This window comes from Pseudomonas sp. SIMBA_068, from assembly GCF_046534705.1.
Taxonomy (GTDB): domain Bacteria; phylum Pseudomonadota; class Gammaproteobacteria; order Pseudomonadales; family Pseudomonadaceae; genus Aquipseudomonas; species Aquipseudomonas putida.
In genome coordinates, this window is the sequence record NZ_JAWRYI010000013.1 from 13766 (window position 1) to 33777 (window position 20012).

Here is a 20012-nt window from a genome sequence, read left to right on the forward strand (position 1 = left end):
GGCCGCTTTGGCGGCGTAATCGGGTTTTGCGCCATGGCGGCGCCTGACTAGATGAACGAGCGGGCCAGCGGGAAATTCACCAGGGCAGCACACGCAGGTAAAGCGCAGCCGCGCCGGTTCGTCTGAACGATGTGACCCTTTTATCGCCCAGGAACCGTACATGACTCGCCAGCTTCTGCTCCTCGCCCTGCTTGCCGCGGCCCCTGCCGCCTGGTCGGCGGAGCAATGCGCCGTGGAAATCCATGGCACCGACCAGATGACCTTCGACAAGGCCGCCATCACCGTACCCAAGGCGTGCACCTCGTTCACCGTCACCCTCACCCACCCCGGTGACATGCCAAAGAACGTCATGGGTCACAACTGGGTGCTGAGCACCGCAGCCGACATGCAAGGCGTGCTGGATGACGGCCAGAAGGCCGGCGAGGCGCAGGGCTATGTGAAACCTGGCGACACCCGGGTCATCGCCCACACTCGCCTGATCGGCGGCGGCGAAAAGGACAGCGTCACCCTCGACACCCGGTCGCTGAAGACCGGTACCGACTACAGCTTCTACTGTTCCTTCCCGTTCCACAGCACCTTGATGAAGGGCACCCTGACCCTTGGCAGCTGACCCCGCCCCCACCTCACCAGCGAGATCACGCTTCATGAAAACCTCCTCTCCCGGGGCCATCCGCGAATTGCTGGGCCTGCTCAAACCCTACCGCCCTGCGGTAATCGTGTCGGTGCTGCTGGGCATGCTCGGTGGCCTCGCCGTGACTGCCCTGCTGGCTACCGTCAACCAAGGCCTGCACGCTGACGGCGGCATGAGCCAGGGTGTGATCCTGGCCTTCGCCGGCCTGTGCGTACTGGCCCTGGTCAGCAGCGTGGCGGCCGATAGCGGCACCAACTACGTCGGCCAGAAAGTGATTGCCCGCCTGCGCAAGGACCTGGGTGCCAAAGTGCTGTCGGCGCCGATCGAACAGATCGAACGCTACCGCACTCACCGCCTGATCCCGGTGCTGACCCGTGACGTCGATACCATCAGCGATTTCGCCTTCGCCTTCGCCCCATTGGCCATCTCGCTGACCACGGTGACCGGCTGCATGGCCTACCTGGCCTGGCTGTCGTGGCCGATCTTCGTCATCACCCTGGTGGCCATCGGCATCGGCAGTGGTGTGCAGTACATCGCCCGGCAAAAAGGCCTGGCCGGCTTCAACGCCGCTCGCGATGCCGAAGACAACCTGCAGAAGCACTACTCGGCCATCGCTGAAGGCGCCAAGGAGCTGCGCATCGACCGCCGCCGCCGCCATGCCATGCTCACCCGTAATATCCAGGGCACCGCCGACTTCATCGCCGACACCCACATCCGTGCCATCAACATCTTCGTGGTGGCCAAGAGCCTGGGTTCGATGCTGTTCTTCGTGGTCATCGGCCTTACCCTGGCCCTTCAATCGCTATGGCCGAGCAACGACCCGGCAGTGATGAGCGGTTTCGTGCTGGTGCTGCTGTACATGAAAGGCCCACTGGAGACGCTGATCGGCAACCTGCCAATCCTTGGCCGCGCCCAGGTGGCTTTCCGCCGCATTGCCGACCTGGCCGAGCGCTTTTCGTCGCCCGAGCCGCACCTGCTGCTGGAGCCGCCGGTCAAGCGTGAAGCCACGGCTACGGCGCACCTGGAACTGCACGACGTCGAATACGCCTACCCGCCAGTGGACGGCAACGAGCCATTTCGCGTGGGGCCGGTGAACCTGAGCATCGAGCCGGGCGAAATCCTGTTCATCGTCGGTGAAAACGGCTGCGGGAAGACCTCGCTGATCAAGCTGCTGCTGGGCCTGTACACCCCGCAGCGCGGCGAAGTGCGCCTGAACGGCAAGGCTGTCGGCCCGGAGGGACTGGACGACTACCGCCAGCTGTTTACCACTGTGTTCGCCGATTACTACCTGTTCGAAGACCTGCCAGAGCACGAGCACAGCCTGCCCAGCGATGCCACACGCTACCTGGAACGGCTGGAGATCGCCCACAAGGTCAGCGTGCGTGATGGCGCCTTTACCACCACCGACCTGTCGACCGGCCAACGCAAGCGCCTGGCGCTGGTCAATGCCTGGCTGGACGGGCGGCCGGTGCTGGTGTTCGATGAATGGGCGGCGGACCAGGACCCGACCTTCCGCCGGGTGTTCTACACCGAGCTGCTGCCGGACCTGAAGCGGTTGGGCAAGACCATCATCGTGATCTCGCATGACGACCGGTATTTCGATACGGCGGACAAGGTGGTGCACCTTAGCCGTGGGAAGATAGTCGAGGCGTTGGAGCCGGCCTGAGAAAAGAGTGGGGGCGTTTTGCGCCCCCATTCGCAGAATCAGAACAACCAGCGATACAACGCGTATGCCACCACCACCGCCAGCACCGGCCGCAGCACGCGGTAGGCCTTGGGGTTGGCGCGCTTGAACTGCTTCACGTGGGTGCTGATTTTATTGCTGAACCGCTTGCTCCAGGCGTACGCCTGGTTGATGCCGCCCACGCGCTCGTCGTCGGTGTTCTGCGGCGCGGTGGCGCGGCCGAGGAAGGCACTGACCTGGCGGTTGATGCGGGTCATCAGCGAGCTGCTCAGCGGGCGCTCGATGTCACAGAACAGGATCACCCGGGTAACGTCGGTCTCGTTCTTGACCCAGTGCACGTAAGTTTCGTCAAACATGACGTCCTCGCCGTCACGCCAGGCGTATTCCTGGCCATCGACGTAGATGCGACAAGCATCGGAGTTCGGCGTGGACAGGCCCAGGTGGTAGCGCAGCGAGCCTGCGAACGGGTCGCGGTGCGGGTTCAGGTGGCTGCCGCCGGGCAGCAGCGCAAACATCGCGCCCTTGACGTTGGGGATGCTGCTGACCAGCTCGACAGTGCGCGGGCACAGTGCTTCAGCCGAAGGCAGCGGTTTGTCGTACCACTTCAGGTAAAAACGCTTCCAGCCTTTCTTGAAGAACGAACCGAAGCCGGCGTCGTTGTCCTTTTCGGCGGCGCGGATGTAGCCTTCGTCGAACAGGCGCATGGCCTCTTCGCGGATGTCCTGCCAGTTGTCCTTCAGCACGTCCAGCTCAGGGAAACGCTGACGGTCCAGGTAGGGCTTGGACGGCACACCGGAAAACAGGTACATCAAGGCGTTGTACGGGGCAAACAGCGCCGAATGGTTGACGAACTGGCGCAACACCGGCAGGCGGGCCTTGCCGCGCAGGTGCACGAACAGCACGCTGCCGAAAAACACCAGCAAGACGCCCGCCTTGGCTGCAAAGGAAAAGGTCATGCTTTCACTCCTTGGGGAAGAGCCAGGGCTGCGCCACCTGCTCTCCTGAAAATCATCCTGCCATCATAAACCGATCCCGCCCCGGTAAAAACAACCCGGGCGGGATCGCATTCATGAAGATTTTGCAATAAACCAGGCCGCCGATTGTTGCGCAGGGTCAGCGGCAAGGCCGATTACTGCTGGTTTTCCTGCTCGCTGAACATGTCGCTGAACAACATGCTCGACAGGTAACGCTCGCCCGAATCGGGCAGGATTACGACGATGGTCTTACCCTGCATTTCCGGTTTTTCGGCCAGGCGCACGGCGGCGGCCATTGCCGCACCACAGGAAATCCCGCAAAGAATGCCCTCTTCCTGCATCAGGCGAATGGCCATGGCCTTGGACTCTTCGTCGGTCACCGTTTCGACCTGGTCGACAATCGACAGGTCGAGGTTTTTTGGCACGAAGCCGGCGCCGATGCCCTGGATCTTGTGCGGGCTGGGCTTGAGTTCTTCGCCGGCCAGGGTCTGGCTGATCAGCGGCGAAGCCACGGGCTCCACAGCCACCGACAGGATGGCCTTGCCCTGGGTGTGCTTGATGTAGCGCGACACGCCGGTGATGGTGCCGCCCGTGCCCACGCCCGCCACCAGTACGTCGACGGCACCGTCGGTGTCGTTCCAGATTTCCGGGCCGGTGGTTTTTTCGTGGATGGCCGGGTTGGCCGGGTTTTCGAACTGGCCCGGCAGGAAATACTGGGCCGGGTCGGAGGCGACGATTTCGTTGGCCTTCTCGATGGCACCTTTCATGCCTTTGGCCGGGTCGGTCAGCACCAGTTCGGCACCCAGCGCCTTCAGCACCTTGCGGCGCTCCAGGCTCATGGAGGCTGGCATGGTCAGCATGAGCTTGTAGCCCCGTGCGGCGGCGACGAAGGCCAGGCCGATACCGGTGTTGCCTGAGGTGGGCTCGACGATGGTCATGCCCGGCTTGAGCTTGCCGCTGCTCTCCGCGTCCCAGACCATGTTCGCGCCGATGCGGCATTTGACCGAATAACCCGGGTTGCGCCCTTCGATCTTGGCCAGGATGGTTACGCCACGCGGGGCGATGCGGTTGATCTGCACCAGCGGCGTGTTACCGATGGAATGGGCGTTGTCTGCAAAGATACGGCTCATGGCAGGAGTCCTTGGCATGAAAAACAGCGGGAAAGACCTAAAGGGTAAGCCCCGACCGGTGGCCCGTAAAGCCTGTTCGAACTCGGCTGGGCGTGTTGCGGTCAACCGCACATCCCGCCTTGGAGACGTCCCGATGAGAGCCCGTTATCGCTGGCCGCTGATCGGCCTGGGCAGCCTGGTCGTGCTGCTGGTGGCCCTGCACCTTGCCCTGCCCTACCTGGTGCGCAACTACCTGAACGAAAAACTGGCCGACATGGGCGATTACCGTGGCCAGGTGGCCGATGTGGACCTGGCCTGGTGGCGCGGCGCGTACCAGATCAACGGCCTGAAGATCGTCAAGACCAGCGGCAAGGTGCCGGTACCGTTTCTGGACGCGCCGCTGATCGACCTTTCGGTGAGCTGGCATTCGCTGTGGTACGACAAGGCCGTGGTGGCCGAGGTGACCTTCGTGCGCCCGGAGCTGAACTTCGTCGACGGTGGCAGCAAGCAGGCGTCGCAGACCGGCCGGGGTACCGACTGGCGCCAGCAACTGGAGAAACTGCTGCCCATCACACTCAACGAAGTGCGTATCGACAACGGCGTGCTGACGTTCCGCAACTTCAACTCCAAGCCACCGGTCGACCTGAAGGCCACCCGGCTGAACGCCAACATTCGCAACCTGACCAATGTCCGTGACCCCAAAGGCCGTCGCGATGCGAGTTTTGAAGGTACTGCACTGATCGCGGGCGATGCGAAGGTAGAAAGCCGTGCCACGTTCGACCCGTTCAGTGATTTCGATGACTTCGAATTCAGGCTGCGCGCCACCGGCATCGAGCTGCGCAAACTGAACGACTTCGCCAGCGCCTATGGCAAATTTGACTTCAATGCCGGGCATGGGGACGTGGTCATCGAGGCGCAGGCGGAAAACGGTCGGCTTAACGGCTACATAAAGCCGCTGCTGCGTGACGTCGATGTATTCGACTGGCAACAGGACGTCGAGGAAAAGGACAAGGGCTTCTTCCGCTCGGTGTGGGAAGCGGTGGTGGGGGCGACCGAGACGGTGCTGAAGAACCAGCCGAAAAACCAGTTCGCCACCCGGGTGGAGCTCAGTGGCAGTGTGCGCAAGCAGGATATCAGCGCCTTCGAGGCGTTTTTGCAAATCCTGCGCAACGGGTTTATCCAGGCGTTCAATGCCCGATACGAGCGAGGCGCGCCGGATTCCGACTGAGGCGGCGTGACGGGGCATTCAGGGACTGAATACCCGGTCTGCGTTTGCAGCCGCTCAACCCCGCGTTATAGTCGGTAACAAATCGAAAACAGGTGTTGGGCCTTTCGCGGGCACGCCCGCGAAGAGGCCCTGACAGGCATACGGCAGAGGACAGACCCATGAAGTTCGAAGGCACCCGCGACTACGTCGCCACAGACGACCTGAAACTGGCGGTAAACGCGGCCATCACCCTCGAACGCCCGCTGCTGGTCAAGGGCGAGCCCGGCACCGGCAAGACCATGCTTGCCGAGCAGCTGGCGGCCTCGTTCGGCGCGCGGCTGATCACCTGGCACATCAAGTCCACCACCAAGGCCCACCAGGGCCTCTACGAGTACGACGCGGTCAGCCGCCTGCGTGACTCGCAGCTGGGCGTGGACAAGGTGCACGATGTGCGCAATTACCTGAAAAAGGGCAAGCTGTGGGAGGCTTTCGAGGCTGATGAGCGGGTCATCCTGCTGATCGACGAAATCGACAAGGCCGACATCGAGTTCCCCAACGACCTGCTGCAAGAGTTGGACAAGATGGAGTTCTACGTCTACGAAATCGACGAGACCATCAAGGCCAGACAACGCCCGATCATCATTATTACCTCCAACAACGAAAAAGAGCTGCCGGACGCCTTCCTGCGCCGCTGCTTCTTCCACTACATCGCCTTCCCCGACCGCACCACGCTGCAGCAGATCGTCGACGTGCACTACCCGAACATCAGCCAGTCGCTGGTCAGCGAAGCCCTGGATGTGTTCTTCGACGTGCGCAAGGTGCCGGGCCTGAAGAAAAAACCGTCCACCTCCGAGCTGGTCGACTGGCTCAAGCTGCTGATGGCCGACAACATCGGTGAAGCCGTACTGCGCGAGCGCGATCCGACCAAGGCCATCCCGCCGCTGGCCGGCGCGCTGGTAAAAAACGAGCAAGACGTGCAGCTGCTGGAGCGCCTGGCCTTCATGAGCCGGCGCGGCAACCGCTGACAGGAGCCGGGCCATGCTGCTCAACCTGTTCAATGAAATGCGCGCGGCCAAGGTGCCGGTGTCGGTACGCGAGTTGCTGGACCTTCACCAGGCCCTGCAAAAGCATGTGGTGTTCGCCGACATGGACGAATTCTACTACCTCGCGCGCGCCATCCTGGTGAAGGACGAACGCCATTTCGACAAGTTCGACCGGGCCTTTGCTGCCTACTTCAAAGGCCTGGAAAACCTCGACCGACACATCGAGGCGCTGATCCCCGAAGACTGGTTGCGCAAGGAGTTCGAACGTTCGCTCACGGATGAAGAGCGTGCGCAGATCCAGTCCCTGGGTGGCCTGGACAAGCTGATCGAGGAATTCAAGAAACGCCTTGAGGAGCAAAAGGAACGCCACGCCGGCGGTAACAAGTGGATCGGCACCGGCGGCACCAGCCCGTTCGGCTCGGGTGGTTTCAACCCCGAAGGCATCCGCGTGGGCGAGGCAGGCAAACGCCAGGGCAAGGCGGTAAAGGTGTGGGACCAGCGCGAGTACAAGAACCTCGACGACCAGGTTGAACTGGGCACGCGCAACATCAAGCTGGCCCTGCGCCGGCTGCGCAAGTTCGCCCGGGAAGGCGCCGCCGAAGAGCTGGATATCGACGGCACCATCGACCATACCGCGCGGGACGCCGGCTTGCTGAACATCCAGATGCGCCCCGAGCGGCGCAATACGGTAAAGCTGCTGTTGCTGTTCGACATCGGCGGCTCGATGGACGCCCACATCAAGGTTTGCGAAGAGCTGTTCTCGGCCTGCAAGACCGAGTTCAAGCACCTGGAGTACTACTACTTCCACAACTGTGTGTACGAGTCGGTGTGGAAGAACAACCTGCGCCGCACCTCGGAGCGCTATTCCACCTTCGACCTGCTGCACAAGTATGGCGACGACTACAAAGTGGTGTTCGTCGGCGATGCGGCCATGGCGCCCTACGAAATCACCCAGCCGGGCGGCAGCGTGGAGCACTGGAACGAAGAGGCCGGGTATGTGTGGCTGCAGCGTTTCATGGAGAAGTTCAAGAAGGTGATCTGGATCAACCCGTACCCCAAGCAGGCCTGGGACTACACCGCATCGACCCATCTGGTGCGCGACCTGATCGAGGACAAGATGTACCCGCTGACCTTGCAGGGGCTGGAAGAAGGGATGCGCTACCTGTCCAAGTGATGTTGCCGGTGCCGGCCTTTTCGCGGGTTCGCCCGCTCCCACAGGTGCACCACAGACCCTGAGGTTTGTGGAATACCTGTGGGAGCGGGCAAGCCCGCGAAAGGGCCAGCAGCCTTACAACCAACGGCCCAGGTAAACCTGGTGCTCCCGCCAGGCCTCATCCTGCACCACCGCCCTGAACCGCACCACCGCCCCCGGCATGCACTGCGCCAGTTGCGCCAGCGCCAACGGTGTCAACGCCCCCAGCCGCGGATACCCGCCAATGGTCTGGCGATCATTGAGCAACACAATCGGCTGCCCATCCGGCGGCACCTGCACCGCCCCCAGCGGTATCCCTTCAGAAATCATCGGCGCCCCCAGGTAAACCAGCTGCGGCCCCAACAGGCGAATGCCCATGCGGTCAGCCCGGCTGTCCAGCGTCCACTCCCGGTTGAAGGCTTCGAACAGGCTGGTACCACTGAAGTCACCGATCTGTGCGCCCATCACCAGGTCGAGCACAGGCTTTTCTGCGTACTGCGGGCGCAGCGCTTGCGGCACCTCGCGCAGGGTTGTATCGCTACCGGTAAACGCTAACGCCTGGCCTTTAGCCAGCGCCGCACCCTGGCCACCAATGCCCCCCAGTGCTTCACGTACCACCGTGGCACAACTGCCCAGTACATCTTCGCCCAGGAACCCGCCCGGTGCCGCCAGATAAGCCCGCACGCCCTGCTTTGGCTGCTTCAGGGTCAAGCGCTGGCCCTTGCCCAGGGCAAAGCTGCGCCAGGGCGCGACAGGCTGGTCATCGACTCGGGCATCCAGGTCGGCACCGGCCAGGGCCAGCACGCAATCCTGTTCGGCCACCACGCCAAAGCCACCCAGCGCCACCTCGACCACCGGGGCCCCCAACGGGTTGCCCAGCAGCCAGTTGGCCCAGTGCATGGCCACCCAGTCCAGCGCGCCGCCCTGGGTCACGCCCAGGTGACGCACGCCAAAGCGGCCAGCATCCTGCAACTGGCACAGCGGCGTGCTGGCCTCGATCTTCAATTGCTTCATCCTTGTGCCTCCACATCGCCGCCCAACGCCAAGAACTCGCTGCGCGAAACCGCCACGAAACGCACCCGGTCACCGGGCTGCAACAGGCTGTAGCCGTCACGCTCACGGTCGAACAGGCGCACCGGCGTGCGCCCGATCAGGTTCCAGCCACCCGGCGATACCGCCGGATACGCCGCCGTCTGGCGCTCGGCGATGCCCACGCTACCCGCCGCCACCCGCTTGCGCGGGGTGCTCAGGCGTGGGCTGGCCAGGCGTTCGTCGACCAGGCCCATGAAACCGAAACCGGGGGCGAAGCCCAGGGCGAACACGGGATAATCACGTTCGCTGTGCAAGCGCACAACCTCGGTTTCACTCAACCCGCTGCGGGCCGCCAGCACAGGCAGTTCAGGGCCGACGCTGGCGTCGTACCACACCGGGATCTCGTGGTGCCGGCTGCCGCTGCCGGTGTCTGGCTGCAAACCCTCCAGCGCCTGGTTGATCAGCGCCCTCGCCTCGCCTGGCGGCAGGTCGAACTGCACCATCAGCGTGGTGTAGGACGGCACCAGGTCCAGCAGGTGCTCGCCGAACACGGCGCTCAGGCGCTGGCTAGCGGCGAGCATCCACGGCATGTTGGCCTCGTCGATACGGTCGAACAGGCGCACCATCAGGCTGTCGATGGCCACCACTTCGATACGCGCTTTCATTGCGGCTCCAGCGCGTCGAAGGCCTGGCGTATCTGCCGCACCGCCGCCACCGAACTGTCGTTGTCGCCATGCACGCAAAGGGTGCTGGCCTGCAGGCGCAGGGCGCTGCCATCGTCCGCCACCAGCGTATCGCCTCGGGCCAGGCGCACCGCTTGCTCCACCACCAGCACCGGGTCGTGATGCACCGCGCCAGGCAAACGGCGCGACACCAGGTGGCCGCTGGCAGTGTAGGCGCGGTCGGCGAACGCCTCGAACCACAGCGGCACGCCAATTTCATCGCCCAGTGCCTGAGCGGCGCGGTTGTCGGCGGTGGCCATCAGCATCAGAGGCAGGTTGCCGTCGTAGGCCGCCACAGCTTCCAGCACGGTGCGCAGCTTGAGCGGGTCGGCCATCATGTCGTTGTACAGCGCGCCATGGGGCTTCACATAAGCCACGCGGCCACCCAGCACTTTGCAGATGCCGTCCAGCGCACCAATCTGGTAGTGCAGCAGGTCGCGGATTTCCTCGGGGCTGCAGGCCATGGAGCGGCGGCCGAAGCCGACCAGGTCCGGGTAGGCGGGGTGCGCGCCGACAGTCACGCCATGCTCCAGCGCCAAGGCCACGGTGCGGCGCATGATGCCGGGGTCGCCGGCGTGGTAGCCACAGGCAATGTTGGCGCAATCGATGTAGGGCATTACCTCGGCATCCAGGCCCATGCGCCAGCTGCCGAAACTCTCGCCCATGTCGCAATTGAGTAGCAGGCGTTCCACCACGCGGTCTCCCTTGTTGTTCATAGGCCTACCTTACCGCGCCTGCAGCTGTTTGCCGCGTGTTTCCTGCAGGCTCAAGGCCGCCGCAGGGGGCAGCGGAGTGCTGGGTCTAACCGATTTCAACCGCCCCACTTCTCACAGGCTGACTCGGCCCTTGTAGGAGCGGCCTTGTGCCGCGAAAGGGCTGCACAGCAGCCCCCAGGGGTTCAGCAGCGATGCACAAATTGCTGGGGCTGCGTACAAACTGATTTAGTAAGGCGTCAGCGCCAGCTTTCTTTCACCGCCCTGCGCCGCCCGCCCAGGATCACCCAGCCAAGCCCCAGCACCAGGCTTTCGACCACGAAGGCCAGCACAAACCCCGCGCCTACACCCCAGCCAATCGCCTCGGGCACCAGCAGGATCTGGTAGCTGTAACCATTGAGCGTTTCTTCGCGCAGCTGCGGGTCGGCCTGCACCAGCACATGCCAGGTACGCTGGGCCCAAGGCCCTTGCAGCGCCTGCCATTCGTTTTCCAGCAGTTGGTTGCGGATCATCAGGCTTTCGATGCTGTTGGCATCACTATTGAACACCGGGTCGTCACTGCTGCGGTAATGCTGCAGCAACGCCTGCAAGTCGCCCTTGAAGAAGCGCTCGGCGGTTTGCCGGAACCCATCAAGCGCCTCGCGCGATTCGAACAGGTGCGCCTCCACCCGCTGGCTATAGTCCTTGACCAGCCCCGGGACCTGGATACCGGCCAGCAGGCCGAAGGTGAACAGCAGCAACCGCAGGTAACTTCTGAACATGCAGCGTCCTTAGCTCTGGCCGTGCGCCACGCACTCGCCGTGCCGCCACAGGGCCCATTGACCCGGCTCGTAGCGGTGCCAGGTCTCGTTCTCGGTCAGGGCCTCGGTGGCAATCACCGTGACCACGTCGTTGGGGGTGGTTTCGGTATGAAAATCGACGATAAGGTCGACATCCTTCAACCGCGCGGCACCAAACGGCGCACGGCGGGTAATGTGCACCAGCTTGGTCGAGCAGAAGCAGAACAGCCAGTCGCCGTCGCTGAGCATGCAGTTGAACACGCCCAGGCCACGGTAGCCGGCACAAGCTTCGACCAGCACCGGTAGCAGCTGTTCCACCGGCACCGGCTCGGGGAAGGCACTGCGGATGCGGTTGAGCAGGTCGCAGAAAGCCGCTTCGCTGTCGGTGTCGCCCACCGGCCGGTAGAAGCTGGCCAGGCCCTTGAAGTCGCCCAATTGCCCGTTGTGCGCGAAGCACCAGTTGCGGCCCCACATTTCCCGCACGAACGGGTGGGTGTTGGACAGGCAGACCTTGCCGACGTTGGCCTGACGGATATGGCCAATTACCACTTCGCTCTTGATCGGGTAGCGCTGCACCAGGTTGGCCACTTCCGACTCGCTGCTCGCGGCCGGGTCCTGGAACAGGCGCAGGCCACGGCCTTCGTAGAAGCCGATGCCCCAGCCATCACGGTGCGGGCCGGTACGGCCACCGCGCTGCATCAGGCCGGTGAAGCTGAAAACGATGTCGGTGGGGACGTTGGCACTCATGCCCAGCAGTTCGCACACTGGCGTGTCTCCTCCGTTTACAGACGGGGCTCGACCCGGCCATTGCCGCGGGGTGCGGCAGGGCGTGGGTCGTCGCGGTAACGGTCGCCGCGCTCGGCGGCCAAGGGGGCTTGCCCGCCGACCTGGTTATCCTCGTCCGCCTGGCGCTTGGCGGCGTCCTCGGCTTGCGCACGGCGCTCGCGGGCGCGCTTTTCCAGCGGCCAGCGCAGCAGCACGAAGAGGAAATACAGGCCGAAGGCAATCATGCCGTACATGGCGAAGTCGGACACCGCACGCCAGGCGTTGTTGCCGACCTTGAAGGCGACATCCAGGGCGGTGATGGCGATGGCCGGGGCGAAGCTGTCCTTGACCGGGTCGACCACGGTCGGGGTCAGCAGCAGCACGGCCAGCACCACCCGCAGCGGTTCGCGCAGCCAGCGCCACATCCAGCTGGTGACCTTGAAGGCCACCAGCAGGCAGCCCAGGGCGGCCACGGCGTACAGGCCCCAGGCGAAGGTGTAGTCGTTCTCGGTCATGGTGTTCGTGCAAGCCAGGCAAAGAGATGCCTATGATAAACACTTTTCCGGGCGCAGACAGTGTTTGCCTGTCCCTAGCCAAGAGATCACCAATGCCCAACAAGCCTCAGCCGCCCATCGCCCACGCCGACAACGCCGCCGACCCGTACGCCTGGCTGCAGCAGCGCGACACCCCCGAGGTACTCGCCTACCTGCAAGCCGAAAACGCCTACCAGGAAGCCTGCCTGGCCGACCAGGCGCCGTTGCGCGAGCACTTGTTCGAAGAGATCAAGGGCCGCATCCTGGAAACCGACCTGTCGCTGCCGGCACCCTGGGGCCCTTACCTGTATTACACCCGCACCACCGCAGGCGACGAATACCCACGCCACTACCGCTGCCCGCGCCCGGCCGACGACTCGAACACCGTCGATGAAAGCCAGGAGCAGCTGCTGCTCGACCCCAACGCCCTGGCCAATGGCGGCTTCCTGTCGCTGGGGGCGTTCAACGTCAGCCCCGACCACCGCCTGCTGGCCTACAGCCTCGATACCAGCGGCGATGAAATCTACACCCTGTACGTCAAGGACCTGGCCACTGGCAGCATCACCGCCCTGCCCTTCGACGACTGCGACGGCAGCCTGACCTGGGCCAACGACAGCCAGACGCTGTTCTTCGCCGAACTGGACGACACCCACCGGCCTTGGCGGCTGCGCCGCCACACCCTGGGCAGCGACGATGCGCAGACCGTGTTCGAAGAACCAGACGGGCGCTTCTTCCTGCACTGCTACCGCACCAGTTCCGAGTGCCAGCTGGTGCTGCTGCTGAACAGCAAGACCACCAGCGAGGCCTGGGTACTGGACGCCGAAACCCCGCAGGCGCCGTTCACCTGCCTGGCGCCGCGTGTCGAAGGCCATGAGTACTTCCCCGACCATGGCCAGCTCGATGGCGAGTGGCGCTGGTTCATCCGCACCAACCAGGACGGTATCAACTTCGCCCTGTACCACGCCCCGGTCACACCGGTGCCCAGCCGTGAACAATGGCAGGTGCTGGTGGCACACCGCGATGCGATCATGCTCGAAGGCCTCAGCCTGAATGCCGGCGCCCTGACCCTGAGCCTGCGCGAAGGTGGCCTGCCGATCATCGAAGTACGCCCGCAAGGCCTGCCGGCCTACCGCGTGGAACTCCCCGACGCTGCCTACAGCCTGTACGTGCAAGACAGCCTGGAGTTCGCCAGCACGCGCGTACGCCTGCGCTACGAAGCGCTCAACCGCCCAGCCCAGGTGCGCCAGCTGGCGCTGGCCACGGGCGCCCAGGCGGTGCTCAAGGAAACCCCGGTGCTGGGTGCGTTCGATGCCGATGACTATGTGAGCGAGCGCCTGTGGGCAACCGCCGCGGATGGCACCCAGGTGCCGATCAGCCTGGTGCGTCGCCGCCAGGACCTGGGCAAAACCGTGCCGTTGTACCTGTACGGTTACGGCGCCTATGGCGAAAGCCTCGACCCGTGGTTCTCCCATGCCCGCCTGAGCCTGCTGGAACGCGGCGTGGCCTTTGCCATCGCCCACGTGCGCGGCGGCGGCGAGCTGGGCGAAGCCTGGTACCGCGCCGGCAAGCAGGAGCACAAGCCCAACACCTTCAGCGACTTCATCGCCTGCGCCGAGCACCTGATTGCCGAGGGCGTGACCACTGCCGAGCGGCTGGCCATCAGCGGCGGTAGCGCCGGCGGCCTGCTGATAGGCGCAGTGCTGAACCTGCGGCCCGAGCTGTTCCGCTGTGCGATTGCCGAAGTGCCGTTTGTCGACGTGCTCAACACCATGCTCGACCCCGAGCTGCCACTGACGGTGACCGAGTACGACGAATGGGGCAACCCGGAGGAGCCGGAGGTGTATGAGCGGATCAAGGCGTATGCGCCCTACGAGAATGTAAAAGCGCAGGCCTACCCGGCGATGCTGGTGGTAGCGGGCTACAACGACAGCCGCGTGCAGTACTGGGAAGCAGCCAAGTGGGTGGCGCGCTTGCGGACGCGCAAGACCGACAACAACCTGCTGCTGCTCAAGACCGAAATGGGGGCTGGGCACGGCGGGATGAGCGGGCGGTACCAGGGGTTGAAGGATGTGGCTCTGGAATATGCGTTCGTGTTTGGCGAATTAGGTATCGCATGAAGGGAGGTTTGAGCACCTGCGCGATACCTGTGGGAGCGGGCAAGCCCGCGAAGCATTCAACGCGGTGCCTGGCACCGGCTACGCCGGTGTTCGCGGGCATGCCCGCTCCCACAAGACCGGCGCAGGCCGCTCATGCTCAATCATCCTGCGCCGCCGGCCTCGGCGGGTCTTGGCGCAACCCCGGCAATGGCTGGTCCTTCGGCGGCCCGGGCACTGGCATTGGCGGCAACAAGGGCGCCCCCGGCTGGCTGTCGTAAGCCTTGGGCGGTGTACTCGGGGTTATCTGCGGGTATGGCGTGGGCGTGGGCGTACCCGGTGCACCAGGCACTGGCGTAGTGAGTCGTGGTGGCGTGCTGGCAGCTTCGGCCATGGGCAGGCCAGCCATCAACAACGCGGTGAGGATCGCGTGAAACATCAGCAACCTCCTGTCGGGAACCTGCTTACAGGCTACGCCTAAATCACCGCTTTCGCCTGTCCGCCTGCCCTGCAAGCGCGCTAGACTCAATGCCATAACCGTCATTTGCCTGATCAGAACAAAGGAAACACCATGAGCTCCACCTCTTCCGCCGCCGCCACCGCGCGCCTCGACCGCATCCTGGCCGATGCCAAGCGTGACAAGGAAATGGGCTACCGCGACAAGGCCCTGAGAATGTACCCGCACGTGTGCGGCCGCTGCGCCCGCGAATTCGCCGGCAAGCGCCTGAGCGAGCTGACCGTGCACCACCGTGACCACAACCACGACAACAACCCGCAGGACGGCTCCAACTGGGAGCTGCTATGCCTGTACTGCCATGACAACGAGCATTCGCGCTACACCGACCAGCAGTACTTCAGCGAAGGCTCCACCAGCACGCCGAGTATCGCCAAGGCCACCCACAACCCGTTCGCCGCGCTGGCGGGCATGTTGAAGAAAGACTGACCATCGATTCGGCCCCCGCTACTACCGGGCAGCCCGTATAATCGCGCTTTTTTCGCGAAGGGCCCCGGTACGTGGCAAACAAACGATACAGCTGCATCGGCCTGTTCAACCCCAAGTCGGCAGAAAACGTCGGCTCGGTGATGCGCGCTGCGGGCTGCTATGGCGTCAATTCGGTGTTCTACACCGGCAAACGCTACGAACGCGCGCGTGACTTCGTCACCGACACCAAGCGCGTGCACTACGACATCCCGCTGATCGGCATCGATGACCTGCAGCGCATCATCCCGCTGGGCTGTACGCCGGTGGCGGTGGAGCTGGTGGAAGGTGCGCGCCCCCTGCCGGACTATACCCACCCGGACCGGGCCATCTACATCTTCGGGCCGGAAGACGGCAGCCTCAGCCCCGAGGTCCGGGCGTGGTGCGAAGAAACCATCTACATCCCCACCGAAGGCTGCATGAACCTGGCGGCGACGGTGAATGTGGTGCTGTATGACCGCTTGGCCAAGGGGCTTAATACCCGCTCGGGGCCCAAGTTCAAATAAAAAGGCCGCCACTGCGACAGCGGGACCGGCCTCTTCGCAGCGCAAGGCTGCTCCTACAACAGCGGGCAGTGTGAACCCGGTAGGAGCAGCCTTGTGCTGCGAAAGGGCCAGCCCTGCCAGCACAGGGCGGCCAGGTGCTGAGCTCCGTCAGAACAGCACCGCTCTTGCTCAGATCACGAAGCGTTGATCCAGATGCTCTTCAGCTCCGTGTACTGGTCGTGTGCCCAGATGGACTTGTCGCGCCCACCAAAGCCAGACTCTTTGTAGCCACCGAACGGCGTAGTCACGTCACCTTCGCCGAAGCAGTTGACCGTGACCACACCCGCGCGGATTTCACGCGACAGGCGCAACGCATTGCGCAGACTGCCGGTGTACGCCGAAGCCGCCAGACCGTAGATGGTGTCGTTGGCCAGTTCGATGGCTTCATCAATGGTCTCGAAGCTGGTCACGCTCAGCACCGGGCCAAAGATTTCTTCCACGAACAGCTTGTTGTCGCGGCCTACGTTGTCGACGATGGTCGGCTGCACGTACACGCCTTGCTCGGTTTCGCCACCCTGGACAATGCTGAGTTTTTGCTCGGCAGCGTATTCCAGGTACGACTTCACCTTCTCGAAGTGCGACTTGCTGACCATGGCGCCCAGGCGATTGTCCGGGTCCATCGGGTCTCCCAGTTTCCAGTCCTTCAGGTGCTTGGCCATCAGGCCCAGCAGCTCATCCTTCACATCCTTGTGCACGATCAGGCGCGAAGAAGCAGAGCAGTTCTCGCCCATGTTCCAGAACGCGCCGGCGGTGACGAACTGGGCCACTTCGTCCAGGTCTTCGCAGTCGTTCATGACCACGGCCGGGTTCTTGCCACCTAGCTCCAGGACGATGCGCTTGAGGTTGGACTCGGCAGCGTATTTCAGGAACAGGCGGCCAGTGTCGGTGGAGCCGGTGAAGCTGACCATCGGGATGTCCATGTGGCGGCCGATGGCCTCGCCCACTTCACGGCCACCACCAGGCACCAGGTTGAACACAGCGGCCGGAATACCAGCCTCATGGGCCAGCTCGGCCACGCGCAGTGCGCTGAGGGTGGTTTCCTTGGCGGGCTTGACCACGATCGAGCAACCGGCAGCCAGCGACGGGGCGATCTTCCAGGCCAGCATCAGCAGCGGGAAGTTCCACGGCAGCACCAGGCCGACCACGCCGATGGCTTCACGCACCACCATGGTCACGGCAGCGTTCCCGGTCGGGGCAGTGGCGTCGTAGATCTTGTCGATCAGCTCGGCGTGCCAGCGAATGGTGTGGATGGTTTCCGGCACATCGACGGTCTGGCACTCGCTGACCGGCTTGCCGCTGTCCAGCGCTTCCAGCACCGCCAGTTCGTGGGCGTTGTCTTCCAGCAGCTGGGCGAACTTCTGCAACACGTGCTTGCGGTCGTTCGGCTGCATCTTCGACCAGGTGCCCTCTTCGAACACACGCTTGGCAGCCGCTACGGCCACGTTGACGTCATTGACGTCACAGGCGGCGACTTCGGCCAGTTGCTTGCCGGTGGCTGGGTTGGTGGTGACGAAGGTGCGGCCCGAGATGGCATCACGGAATTCACCGTCGATGAATGCCTGGGTGCGCAGTTGCAGGTCAGCGGCGATGGCCGCGTATTGTTCCTTGCTCAGCAATTCAGCCATTTTTCCAGCCTCCTTATTTGATCTGGGCGATGGTGGCCTTCAGTTCGCTGACCACACGTTGCAGTTCCTGCTTCTCGCCAGCGTCGAGGTCGTACAGCGGCTTGCGCACGCCACCGGTGCTCAAGCCATTGAGGGCGCAGCCGTACTTGATCGACTGGACGAACTTGCCACCTTCGAGGTAGTCCATCAGCGGCATCATGGCGGCCATGATCTTGCGGCCTTTGGCAAAGTTCTTTTCGATCACGCAGGCCTCGTACAGGGCCACGTGCTCACGCGGAATGAAGTTGGAGCCGGCGCAGACCCAGCTCTGGGCGCCCCAGGCGAAGAACTCCAGGGCCTGGTCGTCCCAGCCGCACGACAGCTGGATGTTCGGGCGATGGATGGCCAGGCGGTGCAGTTGGGCCATGTCGCCGGAGCTTTCCTTGATGGCGACGATGTTCTTCACATCAGCCACGGCATCGAAGAACTCTTCGCCCATGCTTACGCTCATGCGGCCCGGGTAGTTGTAGAGCATGATCGGCAGGTCGGCAGCGGCGTCGACCGCTTTGACGTGCAAGGCGATTTCCTGTTGGGTCGGCAGGGCGTACGGCGGTGTGCCGACCAGCAGCGCGTCAGCCTTGATCTCCTTGGCGTGCTGGGCGAAAGCCACGGCGTCTTCGGTGCGGATGCCACCGGTACCGACGATCAGCGGCAGGCGGCCGTGGAGCACGTCCTTGGCCTGGGCGGCCAGCTCGATGCGCTCCTGGGTGGTGTGGGCGTAGTACTCGCCGGTGGAGCCACCAATGATGACGCCGTGGATTTTCGACTCGACCAGGTATTCGAGGACCTCGGCGAACGCCGCCTTGTCGATCGAGCCGTCCGCAGCCAGCGGGCTGATTGCCGGGGTGTAGATGCCTTCGAATTTCACGGTAGGTTCTCCAGTGCGTTGCTCAGTGTTGTAAAGAGTCGCCACGCAACCACGCGGCGGCGTAAGGTTTCAGCTCAACGAAGCCGCTTGTTGCAGGTTCAGCGAACGGGTTTCCGGGGCCAGGGCGACCGAGAAGGCCAGGCCGACAAAGGTCACGGCGGCAGCGGCATACATGGTGGCGCCGATGCCATAGCTGTCGAGCGCGATGGGCACCAGCCAGGTGCCGACTGCCGCACCGACCCGCGACATGGAAGTGCCCACGCCCACGGCGCCGGCACGGATTTCGGTAGGGAACAATTCGTTGGGGTACACCAGTTGCAGCACTTGGGCGCCACCGATGAACAGGGCATAGGCACCGAACAGCACCAGGATTAGCATCTCGTTGCCATTGCTGAAGGCACCCAGGCCCAGCAGTGCCAGCCCCGACCAGAAGAAGCTGTGCAGCAGCGTGGTGCGCCGACCGAGGGTGTTGAGCAGGCGGGTGCCCACGATGCAGCCCACCACGAACAGGAAAGTGATGGCGATGGAGCCGATCGATGCCCAGTCACCTTTCAGGTTCAGCGCGCCCAGCACTTTCGGGGCGAATGCGTACACGGCGAATACCGGGATCACCGAGCAGGTCCAGAACATGGTGACGAACAGCATGCGTTTGCCGTAGCCGGAGTGCAGCAGGCTGAGGAATGACAGCTTGCGGGCCTTGGGCTCTTCCGGCAGGTTCTTCAGCGAAAAGCCGTTGCCGTAGACGCGCTTGATCACCTGCTCGGCCTCGGCCAAGCGGCCTTTGCTGATCAGCCAGCGCGGCGATTCCGGGGTACCCAGGCGGATGGCGAACAGCAGCGCACCAATGACGGCCGCACTGGCCAGCACCAGGCGCCAGGCATCGTCGCCACCCTGGCGCAGGATGGCCTCACCGGCCAGGTAGGCGGTAGCGGCGCCGGCAAACCACAACACCGTCAGGGTAGCTAGGCGCGGGCCACGGTTCTTCTTAGGCAGGAACTCCACCAGCAGCGAAGTTGCAACCGGGTATTCGATGCCTACGGCAATGCCGATGGCAAACCGCAGCAGGAACAGAACCAGCGCCGACTCCACCCAGAACTGCGCGACCGAGGCCAGGATAAACAGGGTCGGGCCAACGAAAAACACGCGTTTGCGGCCGAAGCGGTCGGTTAGCCAACCGCCGAAAAAACCACCGAAGAAAATGCCGATCAACGCCGAAGCGGCGATCATGCCCTGCCAGAAACTGTTCAGGCTCAGGCCTGCAGACATCTGCACCATGGCCACGCCAATGATGCTCAGTACATAGCCATCGACGAACGAACCGCCGCCAGAACGCAAGGTCAGCAATTGGTGGAAGTTGTTGATCGGTACATCTTCAATCGAAACATTCGGATTTGTCATTGTTGTTCCTGCCATTTCGGCTACATGCACATTTTCAAGGCGAGCGTGTCCGCGAAACTGAAAACTGCCTTCAGCCCCGGG

At 63.6% G+C, this 20012-nt stretch carries 20 protein-coding genes; 8 read left to right on the forward strand and 12 right to left on the reverse strand.

Features of this window, described 5'->3' with window-relative positions:
• Positions 1 to 160 precede the first annotated feature (160 nt).
• Both azu and SB756_RS24540 read left to right on the forward strand, forming a co-directional pair.
• Positions 161 to 610 (forward strand): azurin, encoded by a 450-nt coding sequence (gene azu / locus SB756_RS24535; RefSeq protein ID WP_341796518.1) that lies wholly within the window; start codon positions 161 to 163, stop codon positions 608 to 610.
• A gap of 34 nt (positions 611 to 644) precedes the next feature.
• A complete protein-coding gene (locus SB756_RS24540) occupies positions 645 to 2297 on the forward strand; it encodes a cyclic peptide export ABC transporter (RefSeq protein WP_341796519.1) in 1653 nt (550 codons plus the stop codon).
• Positions 2298 to 2335: 38 nt separating this feature from the next.
• Here SB756_RS24540 and SB756_RS24545 read toward each other — a convergent pair whose 3' ends face one another.
• Together SB756_RS24545 and cysK are read right to left on the reverse strand one after the other, a co-directional pair.
• Positions 2336 to 3271, reverse strand: a complete 936-nt coding sequence (locus tag SB756_RS24545) for an aspartyl/asparaginyl beta-hydroxylase domain-containing protein (protein WP_341796520.1) — start codon at positions 3269 to 3271, stop codon at positions 2336 to 2338.
• Positions 3272 to 3444: 173 nt separating this feature from the next.
• On the reverse strand, positions 3445 to 4419 hold the full coding sequence (cysK, locus tag SB756_RS24550) for a cysteine synthase A (RefSeq protein ID WP_013973746.1): 975 nt from the start codon (positions 4417 to 4419) through the stop codon (positions 3445 to 3447).
• Between the two features lie 133 nt (positions 4420 to 4552).
• Between cysK and SB756_RS24555 the strand changes: the two genes are divergently transcribed.
• The 3 genes from SB756_RS24555 (at position 4553) to SB756_RS24565 (ending at position 7822) form a co-directional block, all read left to right on the forward strand.
• A complete protein-coding gene (locus tag SB756_RS24555) occupies positions 4553 to 5626 on the forward strand; it encodes a DUF748 domain-containing protein (protein ID WP_019473480.1) in 1074 nt (357 codons plus the stop codon).
• Between the two features lie 158 nt (positions 5627 to 5784).
• The gene (locus SB756_RS24560; protein ID WP_016488585.1) at positions 5785 to 6630 is read left to right on the forward strand and encodes an AAA family ATPase; all 846 of its coding nucleotides are present in this window, start codon (positions 5785 to 5787) and stop codon (positions 6628 to 6630) included.
• A 13-nt stretch (positions 6631 to 6643) separates the two neighbouring features.
• Complete coding sequence (locus tag SB756_RS24565) at positions 6644 to 7822, forward strand: vWA domain-containing protein (RefSeq protein ID WP_410912271.1); 1179 nt, start codon at positions 6644 to 6646, stop codon at positions 7820 to 7822.
• A gap of 114 nt (positions 7823 to 7936) precedes the next feature.
• Here SB756_RS24565 and SB756_RS24570 read toward each other — a convergent pair whose 3' ends face one another.
• From SB756_RS24570 to SB756_RS24595, 6 genes are all read right to left on the reverse strand, one after another.
• Positions 7937 to 8854 carry a biotin-dependent carboxyltransferase family protein gene (locus SB756_RS24570; RefSeq protein ID WP_410912273.1) on the reverse strand — a complete coding sequence of 306 codons (918 nt, stop codon included), beginning with the start codon at positions 8852 to 8854 and terminating at the stop codon, positions 7937 to 7939.
• On the reverse strand, positions 8851 to 9537 hold the full coding sequence (gene pxpB / locus SB756_RS24575) for a 5-oxoprolinase subunit PxpB (RefSeq protein ID WP_410912275.1): 687 nt from the start codon (positions 9535 to 9537) through the stop codon (positions 8851 to 8853). Before pxpB ends, SB756_RS24570 begins: the two co-directional genes overlap by 4 nt.
• On the reverse strand, positions 9534 to 10310 hold the full coding sequence (locus SB756_RS24580) for a 5-oxoprolinase subunit PxpA (RefSeq protein WP_410912277.1): 777 nt from the start codon (positions 10308 to 10310) through the stop codon (positions 9534 to 9536). The genes pxpB and SB756_RS24580 overlap by 4 nt, the downstream gene beginning before the upstream one ends.
• Before the next feature lie 236 nt (positions 10311 to 10546).
• Positions 10547 to 11068 (reverse strand): DUF2937 family protein, encoded by a 522-nt coding sequence (locus SB756_RS24585; protein WP_341796524.1) that lies wholly within the window; start codon positions 11066 to 11068, stop codon positions 10547 to 10549.
• A gap of 9 nt (positions 11069 to 11077) precedes the next feature.
• A complete protein-coding gene (locus tag SB756_RS24590) occupies positions 11078 to 11851 on the reverse strand; it encodes a class II glutamine amidotransferase (RefSeq protein ID WP_086974630.1) in 774 nt (257 codons plus the stop codon).
• Positions 11852 to 11868: 17 nt separating this feature from the next.
• Positions 11869 to 12366, reverse strand: a complete 498-nt coding sequence (locus SB756_RS24595; protein WP_341796525.1) for an MFS transporter — start codon at positions 12364 to 12366, stop codon at positions 11869 to 11871.
• 92 nt (positions 12367 to 12458) lie between these two features.
• Here SB756_RS24595 and SB756_RS24600 point away from each other — a divergent pair, with 92 nt between their 5' ends.
• Positions 12459 to 14501 carry a S9 family peptidase gene (locus tag SB756_RS24600; RefSeq protein ID WP_410912279.1) on the forward strand — a complete coding sequence of 681 codons (2043 nt, stop codon included), beginning with the start codon at positions 12459 to 12461 and terminating at the stop codon, positions 14499 to 14501.
• A gap of 136 nt (positions 14502 to 14637) precedes the next feature.
• Here SB756_RS24600 and SB756_RS24605 read toward each other — a convergent pair whose 3' ends face one another.
• Positions 14638 to 14916 (reverse strand): hypothetical protein, encoded by a 279-nt coding sequence (locus tag SB756_RS24605; protein ID WP_084738417.1) that lies wholly within the window; start codon positions 14914 to 14916, stop codon positions 14638 to 14640.
• A gap of 132 nt (positions 14917 to 15048) precedes the next feature.
• Between SB756_RS24605 and SB756_RS24610 the strand changes: the two genes are divergently transcribed.
• Both SB756_RS24610 and SB756_RS24615 read left to right on the forward strand, forming a co-directional pair.
• The gene (locus SB756_RS24610; RefSeq protein WP_016488597.1) at positions 15049 to 15420 is read left to right on the forward strand and encodes a YajD family HNH nuclease; all 372 of its coding nucleotides are present in this window, start codon (positions 15049 to 15051) and stop codon (positions 15418 to 15420) included.
• A 71-nt stretch (positions 15421 to 15491) separates the two neighbouring features.
• Positions 15492 to 15962, forward strand: coding sequence for an RNA methyltransferase (locus SB756_RS24615; RefSeq protein ID WP_016498381.1), 471 nt, complete (start codon positions 15492 to 15494; stop codon positions 15960 to 15962).
• 173 nt (positions 15963 to 16135) lie between these two features.
• Here the strand turns inward: SB756_RS24615 and SB756_RS24620 are convergent, their stop codons facing one another.
• The 3 genes from SB756_RS24620 to SB756_RS24630 all read right to left on the reverse strand — a co-directional run bounded on the left by SB756_RS24620 (position 16136) and on the right by SB756_RS24630 (position 19931).
• On the reverse strand, positions 16136 to 17626 hold the full coding sequence (locus SB756_RS24620; protein ID WP_410912281.1) for an aldehyde dehydrogenase: 1491 nt from the start codon (positions 17624 to 17626) through the stop codon (positions 16136 to 16138).
• 13 nt (positions 17627 to 17639) lie between these two features.
• A complete protein-coding gene (locus tag SB756_RS24625; RefSeq protein WP_410912283.1) occupies positions 17640 to 18533 on the reverse strand; it encodes a dihydrodipicolinate synthase family protein in 894 nt (297 codons plus the stop codon).
• A gap of 69 nt (positions 18534 to 18602) precedes the next feature.
• Complete coding sequence (locus SB756_RS24630; protein ID WP_410912285.1) at positions 18603 to 19931, reverse strand: MFS transporter; 1329 nt, start codon at positions 19929 to 19931, stop codon at positions 18603 to 18605.
• Positions 19932 to 20012: the final 81 nt, after the last annotated feature.

Excerpts from the sequence above, each read along its gene's own strand:
- SB756_RS24620 (WP_410912281.1), bottom strand. The coding sequence starts at position 17,626 with ATGGCTGAATTGCTGAGCAAGGAACAATACGCGGCCATCGCCGCTGAC.
- SB756_RS24570 (WP_410912273.1), bottom strand. The coding sequence starts at position 8,854 with ATGAAGCAATTGAAGATCGAGGCCAGCACGCCGCTGTGCCAGTTGCAG.
- SB756_RS24565 (WP_410912271.1), top strand. The coding sequence starts at position 6,644 with ATGCTGCTCAACCTGTTCAATGAAATGCGCGCGGCCAAGGTGCCGGTG.
- cysK (WP_013973746.1), bottom strand. The coding sequence starts at position 4,419 with ATGAGCCGTATCTTTGCAGACAACGCCCATTCCATCGGTAACACGCCG.
- SB756_RS24540 (WP_341796519.1), top strand. The coding sequence starts at position 645 with ATGAAAACCTCCTCTCCCGGGGCCATCCGCGAATTGCTGGGCCTGCTC.
- SB756_RS24545 (WP_341796520.1), bottom strand. The coding sequence starts at position 3,271 with ATGACCTTTTCCTTTGCAGCCAAGGCGGGCGTCTTGCTGGTGTTTTTC.
- azu (WP_341796518.1), top strand. The coding sequence starts at position 161 with ATGACTCGCCAGCTTCTGCTCCTCGCCCTGCTTGCCGCGGCCCCTGCC.
- SB756_RS24630 (WP_410912285.1), bottom strand. The coding sequence starts at position 19,931 with ATGACAAATCCGAATGTTTCGATTGAAGATGTACCGATCAACAACTTC.
- SB756_RS24555 (WP_019473480.1), top strand. The coding sequence starts at position 4,553 with ATGAGAGCCCGTTATCGCTGGCCGCTGATCGGCCTGGGCAGCCTGGTC.
- pxpB (WP_410912275.1), bottom strand. The coding sequence starts at position 9,537 with ATGAAAGCGCGTATCGAAGTGGTGGCCATCGACAGCCTGATGGTGCGC.
- SB756_RS24585 (WP_341796524.1), bottom strand. The coding sequence starts at position 11,068 with ATGTTCAGAAGTTACCTGCGGTTGCTGCTGTTCACCTTCGGCCTGCTG.
- SB756_RS24560 (WP_016488585.1), top strand. The coding sequence starts at position 5,785 with ATGAAGTTCGAAGGCACCCGCGACTACGTCGCCACAGACGACCTGAAA.
- SB756_RS24600 (WP_410912279.1), top strand. The coding sequence starts at position 12,459 with ATGCCCAACAAGCCTCAGCCGCCCATCGCCCACGCCGACAACGCCGCC.
- SB756_RS24610 (WP_016488597.1), top strand. The coding sequence starts at position 15,049 with ATGAGCTCCACCTCTTCCGCCGCCGCCACCGCGCGCCTCGACCGCATC.
- SB756_RS24580 (WP_410912277.1), bottom strand. The coding sequence starts at position 10,310 with ATGAACAACAAGGGAGACCGCGTGGTGGAACGCCTGCTACTCAATTGC.
- SB756_RS24605 (WP_084738417.1), bottom strand. The coding sequence starts at position 14,916 with ATGTTTCACGCGATCCTCACCGCGTTGTTGATGGCTGGCCTGCCCATG.
- SB756_RS24595 (WP_341796525.1), bottom strand. The coding sequence starts at position 12,366 with ATGACCGAGAACGACTACACCTTCGCCTGGGGCCTGTACGCCGTGGCC.